Here is a 24676-nt window from a genome sequence, read left to right as displayed (position 1 = left end):
ATGGAAAACGTTATTTCACAACGAGAACTTGAAAATAAAGAATTGGCAAAAAATGCTGCTGAAGAAGCCATTGTTTTGCTACAGAATAAAAATAAAACTTTACCATTGAAAAATAAGACCGTAGCGTTATACGGTAGTGGTGCTTTTGCTACTGTTAAAGGCGGTACTGGTTCAGGAGATGTTAATCAGCGTAACGTTGTTAGTATCTTAGTGGGATTAGAGAATCATGGCTTTACAGTGACTAGTAAGTCGTGGTTGGCTCGTTTAGAACGCTACTATCAAAAAGAAAAGAATCTTTATGCTGAAAAATTAAAAGATGACCCAATGGCACTTTTGGCTCCAGCTTTTAATTTTAAGGATCCAGAAATTTCTGAGTTTGAGGATGCTACAACTGGTATCTATGTGGTATCGCGTAACGCAGGCGAAAACTATGATCGACGGAATCACAAAGGTGACTTTAAATTAACTGATAATGAGTTAGCAAACATTACTCAAATGAGTGAATATTATACTAATAGTATTGTTTTATTAAATACTGGCGGTGTGATGGATACTAGTTTTGTTGATCAATGTCCGATGCTTGATAGTATTGTTTTAGTTTCTCAATTAGGAATGACTAGTGGTGACGCAATAGCAGAAATTCTTGATGGAACCAAAACTCCTTCTGGTAAATTGAGTGATACTTGGGCTAATTCCTATAGTGACTATCCAACTTCAGAAAATTTTGGAATGTCTAATCCAGAATATATAGAGGGAATTTATGTTGGATATCGTTATTTCGATAGTTTTAATATTAAACCTCGTTATGAATTTGGCTATGGCTTAAGCTATGCAAAGTTTTTTATTAAGATGCAAAAGGTAAATGTCAATGAACAACGGATTCGCCTTCAAGTCAATGTAGAAAATATTGATGACAATTTTTCTGGTCAGGAGACGGTTCAAGTCTATGTTTCTAAGCCTCAGACTGATCTACCCACAGCTTATCAAGAGTTGGTTGATTTTAACAAAACTACAGTTTTACGTCCTAAGGCGCAACAAACATTGGAATTTGAAATTCCAATGACTAACTTGAGTATTTTTGATACGGAATTAGGTGCATATGTTTTGGTGCCAGGAACGTATTATGTGAGAGTTGGTAATAGTTCACGTCACACGCAAGTTGTAGCTAGATTTAAATTAGATAAAAAGGTTATTTTGAAAAAAGTTGAGGATGTTCTCAAACCTAGAGTTGATCCTACGACTTTAATTAAAAATCAGGTTGAATTAAAGGATGATAGTTCAAGTCAATTTTTTATTCTTAAGGCAGCTAATTTTCCAGAAACAAAGTTTGTTGAATATCAAGAACCGTCTGATGTAACTACATTTATCTCTGAACGTGAAAATTTGCCCGGCAAGGGTTTAGATCAAGTCATTGAACATGTTAGAAATGCCGCTGGTAAAACTTTGATGGATGTGGCTGATGGCGATGTCGAATTGGCTGAATTTATTGCTAGTCTCTCTGAAAAACAGTTAGTTGATTTGGTTGAAGGGCAACTTTCTAGTACTAAAAACAGTATGGTAGGGATTTCTTCTGATTTAGTGCCAGGTGCTGCTGGTCAAACGGGAACTCTTAATTCAAGAAAAGTACCAGCTGTTGTTATGGCTGATGGACCTGCAGGAGTCCGAGTTGATCCGATTTTCGAAAGAAATGGTCAAACAGTAACTCACTACGCCACGGCTTGGCCAGTAGGTACAGCCTTAGCTCAAACGTGGAATAAAGAACTGATTGAAAAAGTTGGCTTTGCAATTAGTACAGAAATGAAAGAGTTTGGAATCGATCTATGGTTGGCTCCAGGAATGAATATTCATCGTGATCCTTTAGGTGGACGCAATTTTGAATATTTCTCGGAAGATCCTTATCTTTCAGGAACTATGGCTGCTTTTGAAACTAAAGGAGTCCAAGCCCATCCTAAAATTGGAGTAACAGTAAAACATTTCTTCGGCAATAATCAAGAAAGCTTTCGAAATTATGGTAACAGTGTAATTGGCGAACAGGCATTGAGAGAAATCTATTTGCGTAATTTTGAAATTGCTATTAAAGAGGGAAAGCCTGTGGCAATTATGAGTTCTTATAATCGTGTTAATGGAACTTTCTCTGGAGCAAATTTTGAGCTTTTGACAAATGTTTTACGTGATGAATGGAATTATCAAGGGATGGTTATGACCGATTGGTTTAGTTCAGCCGATCCTAAAGAAAGCATGCATGCGGGCAATGATTTAATTATGCCAGGTAATTCTAAATCAAAATTATTGAGTGCAGTGAGTGATTTTGGTCCAGAGTTTGATGAATACGGCAATATTAAGATTCAAAAGGATTACGATCTTTTGAAGAAAAAATTTGTTGAGACTGAAATGTGGAATGACTTTACAGTTGATGCAGACGGTTCCGTAGTTGTGCGAGTGAGAGTTGACGAAGATTCTCGTTTAAATGATCGAGTAAAGAATTGGGTTTATAATGGCGATGCTCAAATAATAGATGATGAACATATTCTTTTGACAGGTAAGTGGAAAGATAACAATGATCTTTATTTGGGCGACTTACAAAAATGTGCGATTAATGTTTTGAGAATGATTTTGAAATTAAAATTTTAAAATTATATAATAAATGAAACCGTTGACATGTATATATAACGCGTGCTAGAATCATTTTTGTAAGATGAAAAAGAAAAAAATCTCGAATGACAATGTAGTCATCTCGGAGTTATGTTACTGATAAATACAGGCAGAACTCAGATTGTAAATTAAACAAGTCTATTAGGCTTATTTGATTTATGATCTGAGTTTTTTTTCTGGAAAGGAAAAATATGAAAGTAAAGAAAATTTTAAATAATAATGTGGCTATTATCAATAAAGGGGGCCATGACTCAATTATTTATTCTTCTGGTATATCTTTTAAAAAGAGTGTTGGCCAACACATTAGTGAAGATGAAATTGAAAAAACATATGTTTTAGATTCTAAAGATAGATTGGAACATTTGAGTTATTTGCTAGCTAGTTCTGATCAAAAAACCATTGAATTGATTAATAAATTGGTTGAGTATGGCGAAAATTTTCTTGATAAAAAAGCTAATGATTATTTATATTTGGCTTTACTGGATCATATTACCTTTGCATGGAAACGTGGTCAGAAAAATCAGTTTATCCGTAGTCCGTTGACGTGGGAAGTAAAGAAATTCTATCCCGATTATTACAAGATAGGAATTTATGCGGTACAAAAGATGCGCGAATGTTACAAAATTGATTTTCCTGATGATGAAGCAGTTTCCATTGCCTTACATTTTGTAAATATTCAAGAGGATAAATCACATTTAGATGAAAACATTGATGATATAGCTGTATTGAAGAATATTTTAAATATCATCCAATTTCAATATGCTACTACGTTTGATGAATCCTCAATGAATTATATGAGATTAGTTACTCATTTACAGTATTTTATTGAACGTCTAAGAAGAAAAAAATTATACGGCGATAATGATGTCACCTTATATGAGACGGTGATTAAGTTATATCCCAAAGCTTACAAAACTGTTGAGAAAATTGAAAATTATATTGATAAAAAATTTCATCAAAGACTTTCAAAAGATGAATATACATACTTAATGATTCATATTAATCGAGTTACAGAAAGAAAGGATAGAGAAAAATGAAATATGAAGCCTTTAACAGACAGATTATTAAACTTGTCGGCGGCAAGAAAAATATTAAAGCAGTAGTTCATTGTATGACACGATTACGTTTTACATTGGTAGATGATAAGAAAGCCCAGACAGATAAAATTAAGAATATGGACGGAGTTATTGATGTCGTTAATAATGATGTTGCATATCAAATAATTGTTGGAACACATGTTACCGATGTATATGATGAACTAGTTGATATGTTGGGAATGACTAGTTCTAATGAATTAACTAATAACGATGAAGGAAAGAAAAAAAATCCAGTAAAAGCAGTGATGGATGTGGTTTCGGAATCAATGACTCCTCTTTTGCCTCCAATTATTTGTGCCGGGTTGTTAGCAGCATTACTGTCAATAGTCTCGTTAACAGGATTGATTTCGGACAGTAGTTCTACTTATAAGATTTTTGACACTGTTAGAGAAGCAGTATTCTTTTTCTTACCTGTATTAATGGCAATGAGTGCATCCAAGAGATTAGGAGTAGATCCATATTTAGGCGTAACACTAGCAGTGACTATCGTTTCTCAATCAATAAATGGAGTAAAGGGATTGAACCTTTTCGGTGTTCCATTGCCTCAAATTACTTATGCTAATAGTTTTATTCCAATTTTATTAGCATTGTGGTTCATGGGTTATGTGACAAAATTTGTGAAAAAAATAGTACCCGATAAGGTGCAATATTTTTTCACTCCATTATTAATTATGGTTATTATGATTCCTGCTACGTTAATGGTATTTGGACCATTAGGTTTTTATTTTGGAGAAGGTATTGTAGGTTTCTTTAATTTACTTATGAAGTATGTTGGAAGCTGGTTAGTTATGATGCTTTATTCAGCTCTACAACCATTTATTGTGATGTTTGGTGCTGGTAATTTCATTATGCCAATTGTCGCATCTTTAATTGCAACTGAAGGGTACGATCCAGCATTTATTTCTTCATGCACTATTTCTGATATTGCTGTTGGTGGCGCAATGCTAGGATATTTTCTACGTGCAAAGAAAAATAGTAAGCAAAAGCAACTATTTGGGACAGTTACTTTATCAGCAATTTTTGGAGTAACAGAACCAGCAATTTATGGTGTATTTGTTAAATATAGAAGACCATTTGTTGCTGTTATGATTGGTGGAGGACTCGGTGGCTTATTCGCTGGATTAACTGGTGTTAAAGCCTATTCTGTGGCATGGGGATTATTTGGTTTACCTTCATATATAGGTAAGGGCAATTTTACTAATCTTTGGTTAATGGTAAGTGCAGTAATTATTAGTTTTGTTGGTGCAGCAATTGCCGCATACATGCTAGGAATTCCCGTAGATAGTGAAGATTCTGAACAGATTTTAGAAAATGATAAAAAAGATATCACAATCAACGAGAATGGTTTGCGTGCAGTTCCGTTAAAAAGCGTAGTTACTGGAAATTTAATTCAATTATCTGAGGTAAATGATAAAGCTTTTTCAAGTGGTGGATTAGGAAAAGGTATAGCAATTCAACCGACTGAAAATAATATTTATTCACCAATTAATGGGACGGTTTCAGTAGTATTTCCAACTAAACATGCTATTGGTATTAATGGAGATAATGGTGAGGAAATACTTATTCATATTGGTATTGATACAGTGCAACTGGAAGGAAAGTATTTTGATTTAAATATTAAGCAAGGTGACATTGTTAAAGCTGGCCAGCAAATTGGTAAAGTTGATTTTAAAAAAATCAAAGAAGCAGGATATGATATTACCACAATGGTAGTTGTTACTAATGCAGATGATTATACAGATGTGATTCCTTCAGAAAATAAACAGGTTAATAATTCTGATTCATCAATGAATATTGTACTGGGATAAGGAGCAATGGATAATGAATTTTTCAGATAGCTTTTTGTGGGGTGGCAGTATTGCAGCTCATCAATGTGAAGGGGCCTATGATGAAGATGGTAAAGGTCTAGGAATAATGGATCTGGTTTCTGTTGGGGATTATGGGAAACCTCGTAAAATATATTCTCAATTAGAAGAGGGAGTATTGTATCCATCACATTATGGAATTGATTTTTATCATAGATATAAACAAGATATCAAGATGTTTTCGGAGATGGGTTTTAAAGCACTAAGGATATCAATCGATTGGTCTCGAATCTATCCTAATGGAGATGACGAGAAGCCTAATTTATTAGGTATTAAATTTTATCAAAATTTGATTAATGAATTACTAAAATATCAGATTGAGCCGATTGTTACTTTGTATCACTTTGAAATGCCGATAAATCTCGTTAAAAAGTATGGTTCATGGACTAATAGAAAAGTGATAGATTATTATTTGAAATTTTGTAAAACAATGTTTGAAGCTTTGAAGGGCAAAGTAAAATATTGGGTTACATTTAATGAAATGAATCATATTGATCCTCAGACAGAAGCAACTGATATTTTTACTTATATTATTGCTGGATTAAAGTATTCTGAATTAACTGATAAGAAGCAGACTCTTGCTACTATAGGGTACAATATGACCTTGGCCAGTTGTATGGCTGTTAAATTGGGACATGAAATTGACGCTAATAATCAAATGGGCTGTGTTTTTGGTATTGAACCAGTTTATCCGATAAATTGTGATCCTGAAAATGTATTGAAAGCATTTATGCAGACTGATAGAGATTTTTATCAAATAGATGCAATGTGTAATGGTGAATTTCCAAAGTATAAAATTGAAGAGTATCGAAGTGCTGGTATTAGTTTGAACATTACGGATAAGGACTTGGAAGCTTTTAAAGTAGGAAGATTAGATTATTTAGGAATGAATTATTATGCGAGTTCGGTCGCTAAGTATGAAGGAGCGGATGGTAAGGAAAGTGCCTTATTTGGAGGTCTTCAAAATCCTTATTTAAAAACAAGTAAATGGGATGGACTATTGATCCTATAGGGATTAGATATTTGTTGAATTATACTTACCGAAGATATGGACTTCCTATAATGATTACGGAAAATGGTCTGGGCGCTGTTGATAAAATCAATGAGAATGGCGAAATAAAAGATGACTATCGTATTGAATATTTGCAACAGCATATTCGTGAAATAAAAAAAGCAGTTGAGATCGACAACGTCAATTGTTTTGGATATTTAACTTGGGCACCGATTGACTTAGTCAGTGCAACAACTGGACAAATGAGTAAAAGATATGGATTTATTTATGTTGATATGGATGATCAAGGTAATGGGTCTAAGAAACGTTTAAAGAAAAAGTCATTTAATTGGTATAAGTCTGTAATAGCGTCAAATGGAGAAAAAATATAAATTTTTACATGTAAAAAGATTTAGTCAGTGTATGCTGATTAAATCTTTTTTTGTCAGAAAATTTTTATTAAACAAAAAAAGAAAGTTACTAGTAAAATACCAGCAGCTTTCTGTCCAGAAATAAATACAATTACTTTTAATATCTATTCAATAGTTCAACGTAAGCGTCAACGATGCTTTGTAGGAATCCAACTGTGCCTTCAGCAACGTTGCCATCTTCATCAAGAATTTGTGTGACATTACCGATATAAGCTTCTGGTTGTTGAAGAATAGGCATGTTCAAAAATACTAATGATTGACGTAATGCATGGTTGGCACCAAAACCACTAATAGCACCAGGTGAGACGCTGACAATAGCAGCAGGCTTCTTATCCCAGATACTTTGACCATAAGGACGTGATCCAACATCAAGAGCATTTTTCAAACCACCAGGGATTGAACGGTTATATTCAGGTGTTACGAATAATACACCGGCAGCATCCTTAACCTTATTTCTAAATTCAGTATATTCTGCAGGTACATTTTCAGGTGTATCGATATCTTCGTTATATAGTGGCAAGTTACCAATTTCTACAAATTCAGGTTCATAGTCGCTAGGGAACAACTTCATTAAATTCTTAGCAATTTGTTTTGAGAATGATCCCTTACGCAAACTACCAACTAAAACAGCAATTTTCTTTGACATATAAAATTCCTCCATATCTTTCAATATTTCTAAATTATCACAAAAACTTTTTTTCAACAAATATTTGTTCTCGCAAACAAATATTTTTTTATTTTTTCAGTAATCGGTTACAAAAATATTGATAAATAAATCACAATGTGTTAAAATTCGCCAAAAAATCAAAATGATGTTAAAAAAAGTTCAAGATTATGACTTTGATTACAAAAACATTACAAAAAGTTAGATTAAACGAATTTTTTTATTATGCCTGTAATCTGTTTGTTACATTCGTCTTGTATAGTGTCATCTGGTAAACATAAAACCGGGGAGAGATTAGTTGCTAAAGCGAATAAAATTAGATGCACTGCTTATCATTAGTTTGATAATTACGGGGGGAATGGGATATTCAGTTGCCTATGCCGCAGATTCATCATCAGACCAAGTAAGTAATACAACAGATTTTCAAAAGACATTAACTAACTTGGAAACAAATAAGTCAGTTAATGATGATGCTTATACACTAATTCAAAAAGTATCGTTATCAGACAATAAGGAATTTATGCCTGGTATCAGTTATAGTGAAAAGGACCCAAATATGGGAGACGTTAAATCGGATCAAGAGGTTGACCACGCACCCGTCCAGAATTCACAACCAGAACAAATTGAAGCATCACAAAAAGCTATTACACAAGCTGCCTCAGAGGCACCAGTTGAAATGCAATCCACATCTAATAATGTTGGTACATTTAAAATTAGTTTTTACGATCCCGCTGTTCTAGGATCAGATATGGGTTATTCAGGAGTTGCTACTAATTTGAGCGTTATCCCACGTGGATCACAATTGAAAATTACTACGGCTCAAGGGGATGTCTACTATCGTACAGTTAACGATACAGGGACATTTGCCTATGACAATCCTTACCAAATTGATATGGCAATGCCAAACAGTATGATTCCTTCTTATGGAATTACCAGTGCAACCGTTGAAATTATTGGTTAAAATACATTTGAATAGAAAAAATCCGACGTCAAATTTGAGATGTCGGATTTTTTTGTTGTAAAATTAGTGTAATAAAAAGAAGGTTGGATAAATGAAAGCATACGGTGTAACTAATAATAATGGTTTTACTGAATTTTCTAAGGATAAAGAAACACCTACAGGGCGTGACTTATTAGTTAAAATTGAGGGCATTTCTATTAATCCAGTTGATATTGCTACTAGAAAAGGTATTACTGGAGAATTAAAAACACCTAAAATTTTAGGTTATGACGGATATGGCACAGTCGATTCAATTGGCGCTGACGTGAGGAACTTTAAAGTTGGCGACCGAGTCTTTTTTGCTGGTGATTACACTAGAGATGGCTCATATCAAGAGTATGAGTTGATTGATGAGAGAATCGTTGCCCATGCACCTAAGGAGACGTCAATTGAAAAAAGTGTTGCTATGCCACTCGTAACGCTGACGGCCAGTGAACTATTATTCGAAAAATTAAATATTAATCCAGCAGCTGATAATCGAGAAAAAACAATCTTAATTATTAATGGTGCAGGTGGGGTGGGTTCAATCGCTATTCAATTGGCCCATTTAGCCGGTCTTAGAGTAATTGCTACCGCCTCAACTGATGACAAAGTAAAGTGGGTTAAAGCCCTAGGAGCTAACTTGGTCGTTAATCATCATCAAGACTTAATCAAACAAATTCATGATTTAGGTATTAAGGATATTGATTATATTATCGGACTAAGCAACAACGATCCACATTGGAATGAAATTGTTGAATTGATCAAGCCTTTTGGAACCTTTGCTACTATTACTAATTTAAGAGAATCTCAAGTAATGGATCTTAAACAAAAATCAGTTAATTTTGCTTGGGAGTGGATGTTTACTAAATCTAAATTTAAATTAGATTCTATGTCGGATCAGGGTGCTTATTTGGAAAAATTGGCTAACGGATTAGATAGTGGAATGATTCATTCAACTGTTACTAAAGTTTTTCATGGATTTAATTTGGAGAATATTAAGAAGGCTACCGAGTTGGTTGAAGGTGGTCATATGGTGGGTAAAGTTGTTATTAAAGCATAAAAAGGATGATGCGTCTGCACCATCCTTTTTATATCAAATTAAAATGTTTCAGTCCTTTAACGATACCACCGTCAACGTTTTCAGTGCTAACATAAGTAGCAGCGTTCTTGACAGAATCTATACCATTTCCCATGGCGATACTATAATCGGCCATTTGAATCATCGGTAAATCATTAGTTCCATCACCGAAGGCATATACAGGCTTATTTTCTAAATTCAAGTCTTTAAGCAAATGTTTGATGCCGCTCATCTTGGAAACTCCTTGTGAGACGGTGTCAATTGAAAAATAGCCTGTATTATAAAACTGTAATTCAGGGAATTTATCCTCGTAACGATCTTTGTCGCCATCGGTAAGAATGACGAACATTGGAATATCGTCTTTTTTATAGAAATCAGGGTCAATTTCAGGAACATCAAGACGCAATTTGTGGAAAAACTCTTTAAGATAGGGTGTTTTTCCACTTAAAAAAGTTCTATCAGGCGTATGCATATAGAGGGTATCGCCTAATTCCTTAGTCAAATCAATTATACTTTTAATTAATTCTGGTTTAATATTATTACGATAAATAACTTTTCCTTGTGATTGGACAAATGCACCATTTAAAGTAATATATGTATCAATACCGGTAGCATCTGTGGCAGCGTCTATTTCAATTGGAGCTCGTCCAGTGCTGATTACTGGCAAAAAGTTATTAGCTTTTAATTTATGTACGGCTTGGGCAACGGAGTCGTCGACTTGGGATTGGTTATTTAACAGCGTTCCGTCTAAATCGAAAAAAACGGTTCCTCGATAATTTGTTTGCAAAAGATCCACCAACTTAACTTTATTTTGTATACTAACAATATGGTAACAATTATTATTGTAATGAGATAGTCTTAACTTAAAATATGGAGTGATATGTTTATGAAGATATTAATGATAGAGGATAACAAGTCTGTTTCTGAAATGATGGGCATGTTTTTCCAAAAAGAAAAATGGGAAGCCAGTTTTGCTTATGATGGCAATCAGGCGGTTGATATGTTTAATGAGGACCCCAGTAAGTGGGATATGATAACTTTGGATCTTAACTTGCCTGGAAAAGATGGGATGGAAGTGGCCAAGGAAATCAGAAAGGTTTCTAAAACTGTACCTATTATTATGCTGACAGCTCGTGATACTGAAAGTGATCAAGTATTGGGATTAGAGTTTGGAGCTGATGATTATGTTACTAAGCCTTTCAGTCCAATCACTTTGATTGCTAGAATGAAGGCTATTCACCGTCGTGATGAAAATCTTGCTGAAAAATTAGCTGAAAGTACTTCAGTTAATGCTGAAGTTGAAGAAGCAGACGATGGTTTTGACATTAATACTGGTTTCTTCAAACTGAATTCTAGTACTCGTGAAGCTTATTTAAATGATAAGGAAATTCCTGATCTTACACCAAAGGAATTCGATCTTCTAAAGACTTTGGCTAGCAAGCCTAAACAAGTATTTTCACGTGAACAATTATTGGAACAAGTTTGGGATTATGATTATTTTGGTGAAGAAAGAACAGTTGATGCTCATATTAAGAAGCTTCGTCAAAAGATCGAAAAAGTTGGTCCACAAGTTATCGAAACTGTTTGGGGCGTCGGTTATAAATTTGACGATACAGGAGCAAAAGCTAAAGCGTAATGAAATTAATTTATCAAAATATGCTGAGTTTTTTGATTGTTATTTTAACGACCTTAGGAATTATTTTGTATTCCGTAACCAGCGCCTCAACTAGTTGGGAATATAATCGAACTTATAAAAGTCTAGAAAGTTATGCAGGTAATCTGGAAAAGATTGCTTTGAAAACCGATCCTAAAACTGGGCAAATTCACAATATTACTGGCGATAATATCAGAACGGTTGAACAGGTATTGTCTGAAAGAAACGTACAGTTTGCAATTTTTGATTATGATAATAATCAAGTTTATCCAACACCACCAACTAATGTGAAATTACATTTGAAGAAGTCCTATTGGAGTAAATTAAAACAAGGTAAAACAATTCGAAATGTTCAAAAGCCCCAAAATACGGCAGGAAACCCACGCTTGCGTAAAGATGATAATCGCAGTTATGTGTACGTTTTGACGCCATGGTTCCAAAATGGCAAGTTGATTGCAGCTGTCTGGGCTGGTTCTGATGTTTCAGAGCTACAGACTAATATTGGTGAGATTAACAGTCGCTTGTACTTTGCACTGTTGATTTCACTATTAGCTGCTATTATTTTGAGTTTCTTGTTATCTAGATATCAAGTTAATCGAATCAATCGTCTGCGTGGGGCAACTAAGAAAGTTGCCAACAATGATTTCTCAGTTCATATAGAAAGTAAGGGACGGGATGAGTTAGATGACCTAGCAGATGACTTTAACCAAATGGTTAAGTCTTTAGAATCGTCTGATAAAGAAATCAAGCGTCAAGAGCAACGTCGTAAGGAATTTATGGCTGATGCTTCTCATGAAATGAGAACGCCGTTGACAACAATCAATGGTTTGTTGGAGGGATTGGCTTATGATGCTATTCCCGAAGAGTCAAAGGGTCAAAGTATTCAATTGATGCGTAATGAAACGAAGCGTTTGATTCGTTTAGTTAATGAAAATTTGGACTATGAAAAAATTAGAACTAATCAAATAACAATGGCCAAACGAGTCTTTGATGCCAACAAGCCTTTGAAAGATATTACTTCACAATTGGAGAAAAAGGCTGCTGAATCAAATGATGAGTTGATCTTGAAACCATTTGATGGTGAACTAAAGACTTATGCTGATTATGATCGTTTTGTTCAAGTAATTTTTAATATTATGCAAAATGCGATTCAGTTCACTAATGATGGGAAGATCTTTATCAGTGGCAGTCGAGATGAGGAACGTCATGCTTCCGTCTTCACTGTGTCTGATACTGGTATCGGGATGTCTGAGGATCAAGTTAAAAATATTTGGGATCGTTATTACAAAGCTGATCCTTCTCGTAAAAATCGAAAATACGGTGAGTCTGGCTTGGGACTTTCAATCGTTCATCAATTGGTGGAAAATCATGGTGGTGAAATTGAAGTTAAGAGTAAACTCAACGAAGGTACAACCTTTATCATTACATTGTTCGATGAAGGTTATGAACATAAACCTGACGAAAAGGATTAAAGGTAGTAAAAAAAACAGTGCGTCAACCATCAAAGATGATTGCTGTACTGTTTTTTTCTTACTGTGGTTTATTTTTATTCAGATATGACCAACTATCAATTGGTGTACGATCATCTTGTAATTGTACAGCATCGGTATTATAGAGATCAGTTGTAGATTTGTTGCCATTACGTGAGTAAAGACTAGTCGATTTATCGCCAAGGTCATCACGAATTTTTTCCATCTGTTGAACTTGATTTTGATAAGAATAATTGGTGGGATCAGTCGGCATAAATCCAAGTGGAGTATAGAAACGTAATAAGTTTTTATTGTTGATACTATCAGAAGTATCTAATTTAAGATCAACTGCCTTTTCCCACTTGGTAACTTTGGTGGATAGCTCAGGATTATCACGTAAATCAATCTTTTCACCAGTAGCATTTGAATAAACTTGAGTTGAATTGCCATTTCGAAAGACCGTGTAATTAGGAGTAATAAAATTGCGATTCCTTAGAGCCACAATTTGACTATGTTGTTTGGAAAGCAAATCAGTTCCTAATTGAACATATCCCTTAGTATTTACACCAGCCAGATGAAGGATAGTAGGCAAGACGTCGATTTCTCCGCCGTAAGTATGATCGACATGGCCCTTTAACCCATCCATATGAATCATAAAGGGAACTCGTTGCATTTGAGTATTATTGAATTTATTCCAGGTACTTGGGTCTTTATCAATCATTGAAGAGAGAGCTTTGTGCTGCTCATCGTTTAAACCGTAATGATCGCCGTAAAGAACTACCATAGTGTTCTTTTCTAAGCCACTGGCTTTGAGATAGTCAAAAAATTCTTCAACTGATTTGTCGAGATAATGGGCGGTTTTAAAATAGGAGTTTACTGTGGAATTAGGATTATCGGATGTTTGGAAATCGCCATTATCTTCATCGGAAAATTGATAGCCAACATGATTAGTAATTGTTAAGAATTTGGTGTAGAAGGGCTGTTGCATCTGTGCAAGATATTTCACACCTTCAGAGAAGAGCAATTTATCTTTAACGCCATAACCATTTAATGATAAAGTATCGGGGTTTTTAGTGTCGTAATAGCTTTCATCGAAGAAATAATTATACCCCATATTCTTGTAGGTAACATTTCGTCCCCAGAAACTGGCAGCATTTCCATGGAAGACGGCACTAGTATAACCCTTCTTTTGCTCCAAAATAGCAGGGGCTGATTGGAAAGTATTGTCGCCACCTAATTTTTGAAAGAATGAACCTTCGGGGAGACCGAAGAGGCTTGATTCTAGCATTGTTTCAGCATCGCTAGTTCGACCAGCTCCAACTTCATTAAAAAAGTTATCGAATGATAAAGTATTTTGGTTATTGTAAAGACTATTCAAAAAAGGTGTAACTTCTTGGCCATTGACTTTCATACCAATGAGAAATTGTTCGAAACTTTCCAGATGGATAACAATAATATTTTTACCATTGGCCTTACCAAAATATTTAGCATTGGGTGCAGCGTAGTTTTGATTAGTATAATTCAAAACATTATCAATCTCTGATTCTTTAGCGCTTGATCGAACCTGATTGTTTTGAACTGAACGAACGGAATCATAAGCTAAAAAAGTATTAATACCCAAATACTTTACAATATAGGAATGGTCAAAAGTTCGACTCAATAATTGAGGCCGATTGGCTTCTGAACCTGCCAAATCAGCTGAAAAAAGTGCAATTCCTAAAAAGGTTGTTGCCAAAGCATTTAATTTTCTAAATGGCCGAGGATCTATTTTTATAAAGTGAGTGGCGAATAAAAGAATAATAATTGCAAAATCAATGATATAAACGATATCGCCTAACTGCATAGAACTGATAGTACTTTTTCCAAGTCCCTTGGCTACTTTAGAAACTCCTGTAATTGTGCTAGTAGCAATAAAGTCGCCGTTCTCTCGAAAATAGAGAATATTCGAATAGATAAAAATTGAATCAATTAAATAAAGCAATCCCATAAAAATGTAGGATAGCTTAGCTTTATTAATATATAGAGCTAGACTCATTAAAATAACAATGGTAGCGAAAGGATTAACTATTAAAAAGAAATGTTGTAATAAGTTGTTGATAGTTAATGAAAAATCTTTGTAATATGCAATAACGGTCTTGAGCCATAAACAAATAATTAAAAAAGTCATAAAACCTAATCGTTTGTTTAGGATGGATTGAATTTTTTTCATTTTTTCCCTCATAACTAAAATAGTTCACCGATTAATAATACGTTATTTAGGAAAATAAAAAAAGCCAGCCTAGGATGATTCTTTTATCTTGGTTAATTCCGCCTTCCACAAAAATTGAAATTTGGCCAAACGCCGTGGGCACGACCTGTAACTTATGCTGCGCCAATTTCAATTTTTGCTCCAGTAGTTTAACGGTTGTATATTTCGGACATTTAAATAAGAAAATAGCTAATGACTTTTATATTATAGTCATTAGCTATTTTGTTTGTAGTTTTGAATTAATAGATTGAATCATTTTAGCAAGTTTAAAGCTAATAATATCAACTAATATCTTAATCTATAATGGAGCCAGGATGGTCTCAGTGGAAGATGGCATCCCTCAATCATGATTATTATAAGTAAAAACTCTTACTTAGTACTATCGTTAGTTTTTTTCAAAACACTCGACCAACTGTCAATAACGCTACGATCGCCGTTTAATTCAGGTGCGTCAGTATTATAGAGCGTAGTCGTTGATTTATTATTATTCTGCGAGTAAACGCTAGTTGATTTCAGACCCAGGGTATTTCTGGTTTGAACTAACTTTTGAATTTCGTTTTGATAACTTTGATTCTTAGGATCAACTGGTGTGAAGCTGGTTGGGGTATAGAATCTTAAAAGATTTTTATTGTTGATCGTATCTGATAATTTTAGCTTGTCATTGACATATTGCTGCCACTTGGAGATCTTTTTCTTCAAGTCAGGATTTTGATCCAAATTGATTTGTTCGCCGGTACTATTTTTAAAGACTTCTGGATTGCCATCGCTATCTTTTAAAACAGTGTAGTTTTTAGTAATGAAGTTTTTATTACGGAAGGGAACAATTTGGTTGTGTTGTTTAGAGAGTAAATCTGATCCCAATTGAACATACTGTTTGGTGTTAATGCCGGCTAAATGAAGGATAGTTGGCAAGACATCAATTTCGCCACCATAAGTATGATTGATGCCACCTTTTAAGCCCTTCATATGAATCATGAAAGGAACTTTCTGCATTTGAGAATTATTAAAGTCAGTCCAATTATTTGCGTCGACACCTAACAGTGGAGCTAATTCTGGATTCTGACTATTTGAAAGTCCATAGTGGTCGCCGTATAGTACGATCATGGAATTGTCATAAATACCACTAGACTTTAAATAATCGAAAAATTCTTTTAAAGAATTATCTAAGTAATGAGCTGTTAAGAAATAGTTGTTGACGGCACTATTACTAGTGTCAGGAGCTTGGAAGCCATCGTTATCTTCATCAGGCAATTGGAATGGATAGTGATTTGTAACGGTGATAAATTTGGCGTAGAAGGGCTGCTGAAGTTGTTCGAGATATTTAGCGCTCTCCGAAAGCATTAACTTATCTTTCATACCATATTCAAGACTGGAATCACTAGTTTTATTGAAATAACTGGAGTCAAAGAAATAATTGTAGCCCATATTTTTATAGACGTTATCACGATTCCAAAAACTACCAATATTACCATGGAAGACGGCACTGGTGTAGCCTTCCTTTTGTCCCAGAATGGCTGGGGCTGCTTGGAAAGTATTATCGCTGCCAAGCTTGGAGAAAAGTGAGCCTTCAGGGAGTCCATAAAGACTCGTTTCTAGCATGTTTTCAGCATCACTGGTTTTACCTTGACCAACTTCATGATAGAAATTATCAAAAGACATAGTGTTTTTATCGTTATAAAGACTATTTAAAAAGGGTGTAACTTCTTGACCATTAACTTTATCATTGATTAAAAACTGCTGGAAACTTTCCAAATGAATGACAATAATATTCTTGCCCTTAGCTTTACCGAAGTAAGCTTGATTAGGCTTAGCGTAGTTTTGGTTAATATATGATAGTACGTCATCCATATCTGTTCCAACTGCTTCGGATCGTACTTGATTGTTTTGCACGGTTTTAATTGAATCATAGGCCAAAAATGTGTTGAGTCCTAAGTACTTAACGATGTAAGCTCGATCAAAAGTTCTACCTAGAAGCTGTGGTCGGTTTGATTCAGCAATAGCTAAATTAAATGAGAATAAAAATACCCCCAATAAAGTAGTAGCAATTGCTGTTAATTTTCTCATTGGTCGGTCGTCAATTTTGATATAATGGGTTAGTAACAATATAGCAATAATGATGAAATCTAAACCATAAATAAAATCATGAGCTTGACCAAGGTTGGCAGCACTACCGCCAAGTCCCTTAGAAACCTTGGAAACACCTGCAATGGTATTAAAAGAAAGAAAATCGCTGAACTCACGATAGTATAAAATATTTCCATATAATAATGCAGATTCTAAAACATAAATAATTCCCATTACAATATATGAAATTTTAGGTTTATTAATATAGAGCGCTATGCTTAAGAGGATGACTGCTGTAGCGATAGGATTAATAATGAGAATTAGATGTTGTAACGGGTCTGAAACGCCTAATGAAAAATCAAGATAATAGGCGATAATAGTTTTGATCCATAGAAAAAAGATTAGGAGCGTCATAAATCCTAGTCGTTTGTTGAGGATATTTTTTAGTTTATTCATTGAAAGTTCCTTGTTTTTAAAATTCTTAAATCAATCTGTTTAAAGACTAAATAAATTACTTAATTGTTAGTATAATACATGTGGGTAAAAAGTGGGAAAGAATGAGCAAAATGATATTTCTAGGACCGTTATATGATTACATATATAAAGTGTATGCAATGAAGATTAATCATTTTCCATTGATCCGGCTTTCCTTTTATGCTGTAGATAAAGCAATATTATATACCTTATTTTTTATTGTTTTAAGGTATGTTTGGATAAAACTAAAGAAAAAAAGAACTACTCTTGGCCGTGAGTTAGGTCTAGGACTGTTCGTGTTTTATGTTTTCCTGCTTTTTGCTTTAACAGTTTTTCGGGATGGCTATTTCATTTGGCAATTCAAATTTTATTTTCACCGTTCGCTATCCCAAATAAATATAATTCCGCTAGTAGAAACTTTTAAATTGGCAAAAGGTCAGTCCATTATTGACTTTATTTACAATTTATATGGTAATATTATGTGGTTCGTACCAATGGGAATATTTATTCCGGCACTAAGTGAAAGGCACCTTAATTTCTGGAAAGTTGTTTTAATAGGTGCTTTGATTTCAACATCAATTGAAACGTTGCAGTTTATTTTAAATACAGGTGTAACTGATATTGATGACGTGATTTTTAACACTTTGGGCGCAGCGGTAGGATATTTATTATATTTTTTGGGAAAATGGATAAAAAAACTAATAAAAATTTGAAATTTTCCGCGAAAATGATTAATCTAGTTTTGAGAGTATATATGGAGGAGAGAAAATAAATGTCACAAATTAAATTTGATGATTCAAAATTAAACAAGTTTATTCATGAAAATGAACTTGGTGAAATGCAAGCTCTTGTTACAGCTGCAGATGACGAACTACGTAAGGGTACCGGTGCTGGTGCTGACTTCCGTGGTTTCATTGACTTGCCTGTTGACTATGACAAGGATGAATTCGCTCGCATTAAAAAAGCTGCTAAAAAGATTCAATCAGACTCAGAAGTCTTCGTTGGTATCGGTATTGGTGGTTCATACTTAGGAGCACGTGCTGCAATCGACTTCCTAAGCTCATCATTCTATAATGTTAAAAATGAAAAAGATGTTCCAGAAGTTTACTTCTGTGGTAACTCAATTTCTCCAAATTACTTGGCTGATTTACTAGATGTTATCGGTGACCGTGATTTCAGTATCAACATCATTTCAAAATCTGGTACAACAACAGAACCTTCAATTGCTTTCCGTATTTTGAAAGCTAAGTTGATTGAAAAGTATGGTGTTGAAGGTGCTAAGGGCCGTATCTATGCTACAACAGATCGTGCTAAGGGTGCTTTGAAGACAGAATCAGATGCTGAAGGCTACGAAGAATTCGTTGTTCCTGATGATATCGGTGGTCGTTTCTCAGTTCTTACTGCTGTTGGTTTGTTGCCAATTGCCGTTGCTGGTGCTGACATCGATAAGTTGATGGAAGGTGCTGCTGCTGCACGTACTGACTATTCATCAGCTGATCTTACAAAGAATGATGCTTACAAGTATGCTGCTTTGAGAAATATCTTGTACCGTAAAGGTTACACAACAGAATTGCTAGAAAACTACGAACCAAACGTCCAATACTTTGGCGAATGGTGGAAGCAATTGATGGGTGAATCTGAAGGTAAAGATCAAAAGGGTATCTACCCATCATCAGCTAACTTCTCAACTGACTTGCATTCATTAGGTCAATATATCCAAGAAGGTCGTCGTAACCTTATGGAAACTGTTGTTCTAATTGACAAGCCAAGACATGACGTTACAATTCCTGCTGAAAAAGATAATCTTGATGGTTTGGAATATTTGGAAAACAAGTCAATGGACTTTGTTAACAAGAAGGCTTACGAAGGTGTTGTTCTAGCCCATACAGATGGTGGCGTTCCTGTTATGTCAGTTCATATTGAAAAACAAGATGCCTTTAACTTAGGTTACTTAATGTACTTCTTTGAAATTGCTGTTGGTATTTCAGGTTACTTGAATGGTATTAACCCATTCAACCAACCAGGTGTTGAAGCATACAAGAAGAACATGTTTGGTCTACTTGGTCGTCCTGGTTATGAAGAACTTGGCGAAGAATTAAACAAGAGACTATAATTTTATAATTGATAATAAATCGAGAAAAAACATCGTTTGATTCTCGACTAATAAAAAATACCAGTACGGTAATCATTAAAAATGATTGCTATACTGGTATTTTTTTACTCTTTAATCATAATAGTTTCCAATAAAGTTCCATAATCAGTTGTGTCTTTTAATAGAATGTTTAATCGTTGAAAGTCAAATTTTTCATAAAAGCCTTGAGCAGCTAGATTATTTTTCAAAACGATCAAATAAATTTTTTTATACTCTTGCTCAAGTATTGTTAAGACACTTTGAAATAATTTCTGTCCAATTCCTAAATGTTGATAATGAGGCAATATGTACAATGAATAAATTTCTCCATAACCAATGTATTGTTTTTTGCGAGCAGGTCCATATGAACAAACACCGATAATTTGATTGTCAGGGGTTACTGCGATTAAAGTATTATTCCATCTTTTTTCAGGATGCCAGATGGATTTATCAAGTTGGTTTAGGAAATCCTGAGGAACCAAATCTGCATAGGAAAAAGTCCATGTTTGGTAATAAAGTTCCTTAATGCTTTCAAAATTGGTAGAATGATCAGTTTTTATAATTTTGTAATTCATGATTTTCCTTACTTAACTAATTATAATTTATGTGGCGTCCGATTTAAGAAGTGCTTAGCACCATCTATAACGTGGAAATAAGTTGCTAAGCTTAACATGTCAGTGTTTATACTTCTTAAAAAAGGCCATTCTCGTAACGATCCTTTTAGAACAGAATTATTTTGTTCAATGAATTCTTGGCTAATTTTTTGAGGTTGATCGTAAAAAATGCCAGATTGATACAAATAATTAGAATAGTCATAGAAATACTTAGCAGTTTTGGGATCGTTAATTGTATCATGCAATAATTTGGTTCTCAATCTAATAAAACTCATGCTATTACGAATAACTTGGGCACTATTGTTGGAATCTGAAAGGTAAGCAAATAATTGTTCAAAAAAATGTTGATAAGAGTGAATCTCTCCACTGTTTAAATATGCTCGTGGATGATTCTTAAAAGGATATTTCCAATTACTCAAATTATATTCCCACTTTTGACCAATCCAAATAGTAAATGGCAACTCATAGAAAACTTGGGTCATGTCCTGTTCAAAGGCTTCATTAATGATTTGAGAATAATCGTGAGGTAAAAGCTGATTAATTTGGCGACGCAATTCGGGTGTAATAAATTTGGTTCCGTCAGTGTCATCGGTTAATTTAAAGAGCTTTTCCCAGGTATCAGAACTGAATAACGATGGTTTCAGGTGCTGAACCAATTTCAAATTAATAGGTGCTGAATTGAGCGTATAACCAGCATCAAAGGAATTGTTCATCAGTTGTAGGGTTTGGACAAAATGGCCGCCTAACGAGTGACCAATACCATAGATTAGGGTATTAGGGGCAATACTATCTTCAACAAAGCGGACGAAATCCTGAGCCATTTGTATTTGACTAAGATTTTTATCACTGCCAATTAAAATAGCATTAACGTTGTAATCCCAATCTTTATACGTTTCAAGAATAGATTGTTCAAACCTTTTACTTCTGGAACGGATTTTTTTATCAACATTAGCCTCAGTGCCTTTGAAAGTAATGTAGCATTCTTTAACGCCATCAATTGCAATCTCATAAGCAATAGCTGAAAAGCCACATTTGGCAGCTTGTGGCAGGATTTCACGAGCATCATAAGATTTAACGTAGTCAGGCATTCTTTGAACCATAGAATAAATTAAAAACTTTAGATAGTTTTCTGGTTCAAATTCTTGATATAAATAACGATCGTAGTCGAATTGTAAAATTTTAGTTCTAAATTCACTATTATGTAAAAGTTCGCCCGCTTGATAACGTTCTGCACGTAAATTTATAGGCAAGATATCGTGAATCATCAGGATAACGTAAATTTGATTGAGATACCCATGACAGAGGTTAAGATTTTCATCTTCAATTAGAGAAATCAATTGTTTTAATTTATTGATCTTTCGATTTTTAGAAGGACGTGAAAATCTCTTTTTACTATGTTCTTGGTCCATATTTTTGAGTTTTAAGGCTTTATCGATCAATTGAGGATGGATTAATTTATTTTTAGAAAAAGCTGGTAATTTTAAGTCGATTATCTGGTTTAGCATCAGATTAGTTAATCGTCTTTTTTCTTTATTTAAATATGAATAACTGAAAGAGAGACGCTTATTTTGGGGCAATAATTTTTTACTATCCTTTTTGTTGAACGTTAAAGGAAAGTTTTTGTGAGCTCTAAAATTAAGCAGATCTAATTGGTCATATACATGATTTAATCGGTTCAAAGTACTTAATAATTCTTTCATTAAATCACCTCTTAATTACTCTTATTTTAACAAATTGTTGATACATAAGGAATTGAGAACCTTTTAAAATAGTTCACGAATGTGTTACTTCACACTTGTAATATATCACAAACGTGTTATACTATAAATGTGGAGGTTGAAGAAAGATGAGAATAGATATCAAATCATACTTGGAAGACAACGGATTAACGATTTATGTAATAGCAAAGAAAAGCGGGTATGGTTATACGACTCTGCACAAATCTTTCAACAAAAAACAATCTTCCGCCACATCTATCAATTTGCGCGATATAGAGGCAATTGCCAAAGCGCAGGATACAGAAATGTGGAGAGTTCTGCGTGAATTGGAGTTGCGTTATCTAAAGTGAGGAGGCTTTAAATTATATGGCAAGATCATTTTGGGATGAAGATCCATTTAACAACAATATGGACGATATATTTAATAGATTTATGAGTCAACAGGATGGTAATTCGCAAGCTAAGTATTATGTGAATGGTCATGAGTTGACTCCAGAAGAATTAGCAAAATATCAAGAAGCTAGAACGGCCGGAAAGAATATTCCGGTTAGCGATAGCACTAAACAAAAAAATGGTACTATTTTAGAGAAACTAGGTCGTAACTTAACTCAAGAGGCTAAAGATGGCTTACTTGATCCAGTTATTGGCCGTGATAAAGAGATTCAAGAAACGGCTGAAGTTTTAAGCCGGAGAACTAAAAACAATCCAATTCTTGTCGGTGATGCTGGTGTTGGTAAGACTGCAGTAGTTGAAGGATTAGCTCAAGCAATTGTGAAGGGCAATGTACCTGAAGCTATTAAGGATAAACAAATTGTTTCAATTGACTTATCATCACTTGAAGCTGGTACGCAATATCGTGGTTCTTTTGAAGAAAATATTCAGAAGTTACTCGATGAAGTTAAAAAAGCCGGCAATGTAGTTTTGTTCTTTGATGAGATTCACCAAATTATTGGTGCTGGATCATCTGGTTCAGATTCTGGTAGTAAAGGTTTGGCTGATATTATCAAACCAGCTTTGAGTCGTGGTGAAATTTCAATTATTGGTGCAACCACACAGGATGAGTATCGTAATACAATTATGAAAGACGCTGCGTTAGCAAGACGTTTCAATGATGTTACGATCAATGAACCAAGTAAGGAAGCAACTTTAGCTATTTTGAAGGGGTTGCGTAAAGCATATGAGAATCATCATCATGTTGAACTACCTGACGATGTTTTAAAGGCTGCCGTAGATTATTCAGTTCAATATATTCCTCAAAGATCCTTACCTGACAAGGCAATCGATTTAATTGATATGACGGCTGCACATTTGGCTGCTAAAAATCCAGTTACAGACAAAGTAAGTTTGGAAAAGGATTTGAAACAAGCTCAAAAAGATAAAGCAGCAGCAGCCAAAAAAGAAGACTATGAAAAAGCTGCTAGTTTGAAGAAACAAATCGAATCTATCCAAGCTCAATTGGATAAGGGTGATAAGCAGACGGATGAACCTAAGGCTACAATCAATGATATTGCTGAATCTGTTCAAAGATTAACTGGGGTACCTGTTTCACAAATGGGAGCCAGTGATATTGAACGTTTGAAGGACATGGGTAAGAGATTGAAGAACAAGGTTATCGGTCAAGACGAGGCTGTTGATATGGTGGTAAGAGCCATCCGTCGTAATCGTGCTGGTTTTGATGATGGCAATCGTCCTATCGGTAGTTTCTTATTCGTAGGTCCTACTGGTGTCGGTAAAACAGAATTAGTTAAACAATTAGCTAAAGATATGTTTGGTAGAAAAGACGCCATTGTTCGTTTGGATATGAGTGAATATTCGGATTTAACAGCCGTTTCTAAGTTAATCGGTACTTCAGCTGGATACGTAGGCTACGAAGATAACGGCAATACTTTGACTGAAAAAGTTCGTCGTAATCCATATTCCATCGTTTTGTTGGATGAAATTGAAAAAGCTAACCCTCAAGTGTTAACTTTGTTACTTCAAGTTATGGATGACGGTCGTTTGACTGATGGTCAAGGAAATGTAGTTGATTTCAAGAATACAATTATCATTGCTACATCAAATGCCGGTTTCAGTGACAAGGTAGACAAGGATGAGAAGTTAATGGATAAATTAGCTCCTTACTTTAAACCTGAATTCTTGAATAGATTTAACGGAATCGTTGAATTTACTCATCTATCTAAGAAAGACTTGAATCAAATTGTTGATTTGATGATTGACGATGTGAATGCTAACTTAGCTAAAAAGAGTATTAGTTTGGAAATTACTCCGGAAGCTAAAGAGTGGTTGATTGATGAAGGTTACGATGAAGCTATGGGAGCAAGACCATTGCGTCGAGTTATTGAACAACAAATTAGAGATAAAGTTGCTGAATTTTATCTCGACCATATTAATGCTAAAAACTTAAAAGCTGATTTAGTTGATGGAACGATTAAGATCTCTGAAAAATCAACTGTAACAGCTAAATAATAAAAAAATTCCTGATTGAATTTTAATCGGGAATTTTTTTTGCTTAAATTTATATAGAATGTGGAGCAAAACACGAAC

At 34.4% G+C, this 24676-nt stretch carries 17 protein-coding genes and 1 pseudogene; 12 read left to right on the top strand and 6 right to left on the bottom strand.

What is annotated here, in order from left to right; translation table 11 throughout:
* The 4 genes and pseudogenes from FD26_RS00790 (at nucleotide 1) to FD26_RS00775 (ending at nucleotide 6997) form a co-directional block, all read left to right on the top strand.
* Nucleotides 1-2631: a glycoside hydrolase family 3 protein gene (locus FD26_RS00790; protein WP_057866549.1), complete on the top strand. Its 2631-nt coding sequence runs from the start codon at nucleotides 1-3 to the stop codon at nucleotides 2629-2631.
* Between the two features lie 212 nt (nucleotides 2632-2843).
* Nucleotides 2844-3689, top strand: a complete 846-nt coding sequence (locus FD26_RS00785; protein ID WP_057866548.1) for a PRD domain-containing protein — start codon at nucleotides 2844-2846, stop codon at nucleotides 3687-3689.
* A complete protein-coding gene (locus tag FD26_RS00780; RefSeq protein WP_057866547.1) occupies nucleotides 3686-5557 on the top strand; it encodes a beta-glucoside-specific PTS transporter subunit IIABC in 1872 nt (623 codons plus the stop codon). The genes FD26_RS00785 and FD26_RS00780 overlap by 4 nt, the downstream gene beginning before the upstream one ends.
* Nucleotides 5558-5570: 13 nt before the next feature.
* Nucleotides 5571-6997: pseudogene (locus FD26_RS00775) on the top strand (glycoside hydrolase family 1 protein).
* Nucleotides 6998-7133: 136 nt separating this feature from the next.
* On the opposite strand, the gene FD26_RS00770 reads toward FD26_RS00775, so the two are convergent.
* Nucleotides 7134-7682 carry an NADPH-dependent FMN reductase gene (locus tag FD26_RS00770; protein WP_057866546.1) on the bottom strand — a complete coding sequence of 183 codons (549 nt, stop codon included), beginning with the start codon at nucleotides 7680-7682 and terminating at the stop codon, nucleotides 7134-7136.
* A 316-nt stretch (nucleotides 7683-7998) separates the two neighbouring features.
* Between FD26_RS00770 and FD26_RS11225 the strand changes: the two genes are divergently transcribed.
* On the top strand, nucleotides 7999-8661 hold the full coding sequence (locus tag FD26_RS11225; RefSeq protein ID WP_232230846.1) for a hypothetical protein: 663 nt from the start codon (nucleotides 7999-8001) through the stop codon (nucleotides 8659-8661).
* 91 nt (nucleotides 8662-8752) lie between these two features.
* On the top strand, nucleotides 8753-9742 hold the full coding sequence (locus FD26_RS00760; protein WP_057866544.1) for a zinc-binding alcohol dehydrogenase family protein: 990 nt from the start codon (nucleotides 8753-8755) through the stop codon (nucleotides 9740-9742).
* Between the two features lie 28 nt (nucleotides 9743-9770).
* On the opposite strand, the gene FD26_RS00755 is transcribed toward FD26_RS00760, so the two are convergent.
* Complete coding sequence (locus tag FD26_RS00755; protein ID WP_235526710.1) at nucleotides 9771-10556, bottom strand: Cof-type HAD-IIB family hydrolase; 786 nt, start codon at nucleotides 10554-10556, stop codon at nucleotides 9771-9773.
* A 90-nt stretch (nucleotides 10557-10646) separates the two neighbouring features.
* Between FD26_RS00755 and FD26_RS00750 the strand changes: the two genes are divergently transcribed.
* Together FD26_RS00750 and FD26_RS00745 are read left to right on the top strand one after the other, a co-directional pair.
* Complete coding sequence (locus FD26_RS00750; RefSeq protein WP_057866542.1) at nucleotides 10647-11396, top strand: response regulator transcription factor; 750 nt, start codon at nucleotides 10647-10649, stop codon at nucleotides 11394-11396.
* The gene (locus FD26_RS00745) at nucleotides 11396-12886 is read left to right on the top strand and encodes a sensor histidine kinase (RefSeq protein WP_057866541.1); all 1491 of its coding nucleotides are present in this window, start codon (nucleotides 11396-11398) and stop codon (nucleotides 12884-12886) included. The genes FD26_RS00750 and FD26_RS00745 overlap by 1 nt, the downstream gene beginning before the upstream one ends.
* A 58-nt stretch (nucleotides 12887-12944) precedes the next feature.
* Here the strand turns inward: FD26_RS00745 and FD26_RS00740 are convergent, their stop codons facing one another.
* Together FD26_RS00740 and FD26_RS00735 are read right to left on the bottom strand one after the other, a co-directional pair.
* Nucleotides 12945-15092 carry an LTA synthase family protein gene (locus FD26_RS00740; RefSeq protein WP_057866540.1) on the bottom strand — a complete coding sequence of 716 codons (2148 nt, stop codon included), beginning with the start codon at nucleotides 15090-15092 and terminating at the stop codon, nucleotides 12945-12947.
* Between the two features lie 408 nt (nucleotides 15093-15500).
* Nucleotides 15501-17651 carry an LTA synthase family protein gene (locus FD26_RS00735; RefSeq protein WP_057866539.1) on the bottom strand — a complete coding sequence of 717 codons (2151 nt, stop codon included), beginning with the start codon at nucleotides 17649-17651 and terminating at the stop codon, nucleotides 15501-15503.
* A 110-nt stretch (nucleotides 17652-17761) separates the two neighbouring features.
* Here FD26_RS00735 and FD26_RS00730 point away from each other — a divergent pair, with 110 nt between their 5' ends.
* Together FD26_RS00730 and FD26_RS00725 are read left to right on the top strand one after the other, a co-directional pair.
* Entirely contained in the window at nucleotides 17762-18382 is a 621-nt protein-coding gene (locus FD26_RS00730; protein ID WP_057866634.1) for a VanZ family protein, read from the top strand.
* Nucleotides 18383-18441: 59 nt separating this feature from the next.
* Nucleotides 18442-19782, top strand: a complete 1341-nt coding sequence (locus FD26_RS00725) for a glucose-6-phosphate isomerase (protein WP_057866538.1) — start codon at nucleotides 18442-18444, stop codon at nucleotides 19780-19782.
* Between the two features lie 104 nt (nucleotides 19783-19886).
* Here FD26_RS00725 and FD26_RS00720 read toward each other — a convergent pair whose 3' ends face one another.
* Together FD26_RS00720 and FD26_RS00715 are read right to left on the bottom strand one after the other, a co-directional pair.
* Complete coding sequence (locus tag FD26_RS00720; protein ID WP_057866537.1) at nucleotides 19887-20375, bottom strand: GNAT family N-acetyltransferase; 489 nt, start codon at nucleotides 20373-20375, stop codon at nucleotides 19887-19889.
* Nucleotides 20376-20395: 20 nt separating this feature from the next.
* Nucleotides 20396-22114, bottom strand: a complete 1719-nt coding sequence (locus FD26_RS00715; protein WP_057866536.1) for a DUF6792 domain-containing protein — start codon at nucleotides 22112-22114, stop codon at nucleotides 20396-20398.
* Nucleotides 22115-22260: 146 nt separating this feature from the next.
* Here FD26_RS00715 and FD26_RS00710 point away from each other — a divergent pair, with 146 nt between their 5' ends.
* Both FD26_RS00710 and FD26_RS00705 read left to right on the top strand, forming a co-directional pair.
* Nucleotides 22261-22482, top strand: coding sequence for a hypothetical protein (locus tag FD26_RS00710; protein ID WP_057866535.1), 222 nt, complete (start codon nucleotides 22261-22263; stop codon nucleotides 22480-22482).
* Nucleotides 22483-22498: 16 nt separating this feature from the next.
* Nucleotides 22499-24598, top strand: a complete 2100-nt coding sequence (locus tag FD26_RS00705) for an AAA family ATPase (protein ID WP_057866534.1) — start codon at nucleotides 22499-22501, stop codon at nucleotides 24596-24598.
* Nucleotides 24599-24676: the final 78 nt, after the last annotated feature.

Source organism: Companilactobacillus crustorum JCM 15951 (assembly GCF_001434585.1).
GTDB lineage: Bacteria > Bacillota > Bacilli > Lactobacillales > Lactobacillaceae > Companilactobacillus > Companilactobacillus crustorum.
This window is presented reverse-complemented; position numbering and strand designations above follow the sequence as displayed.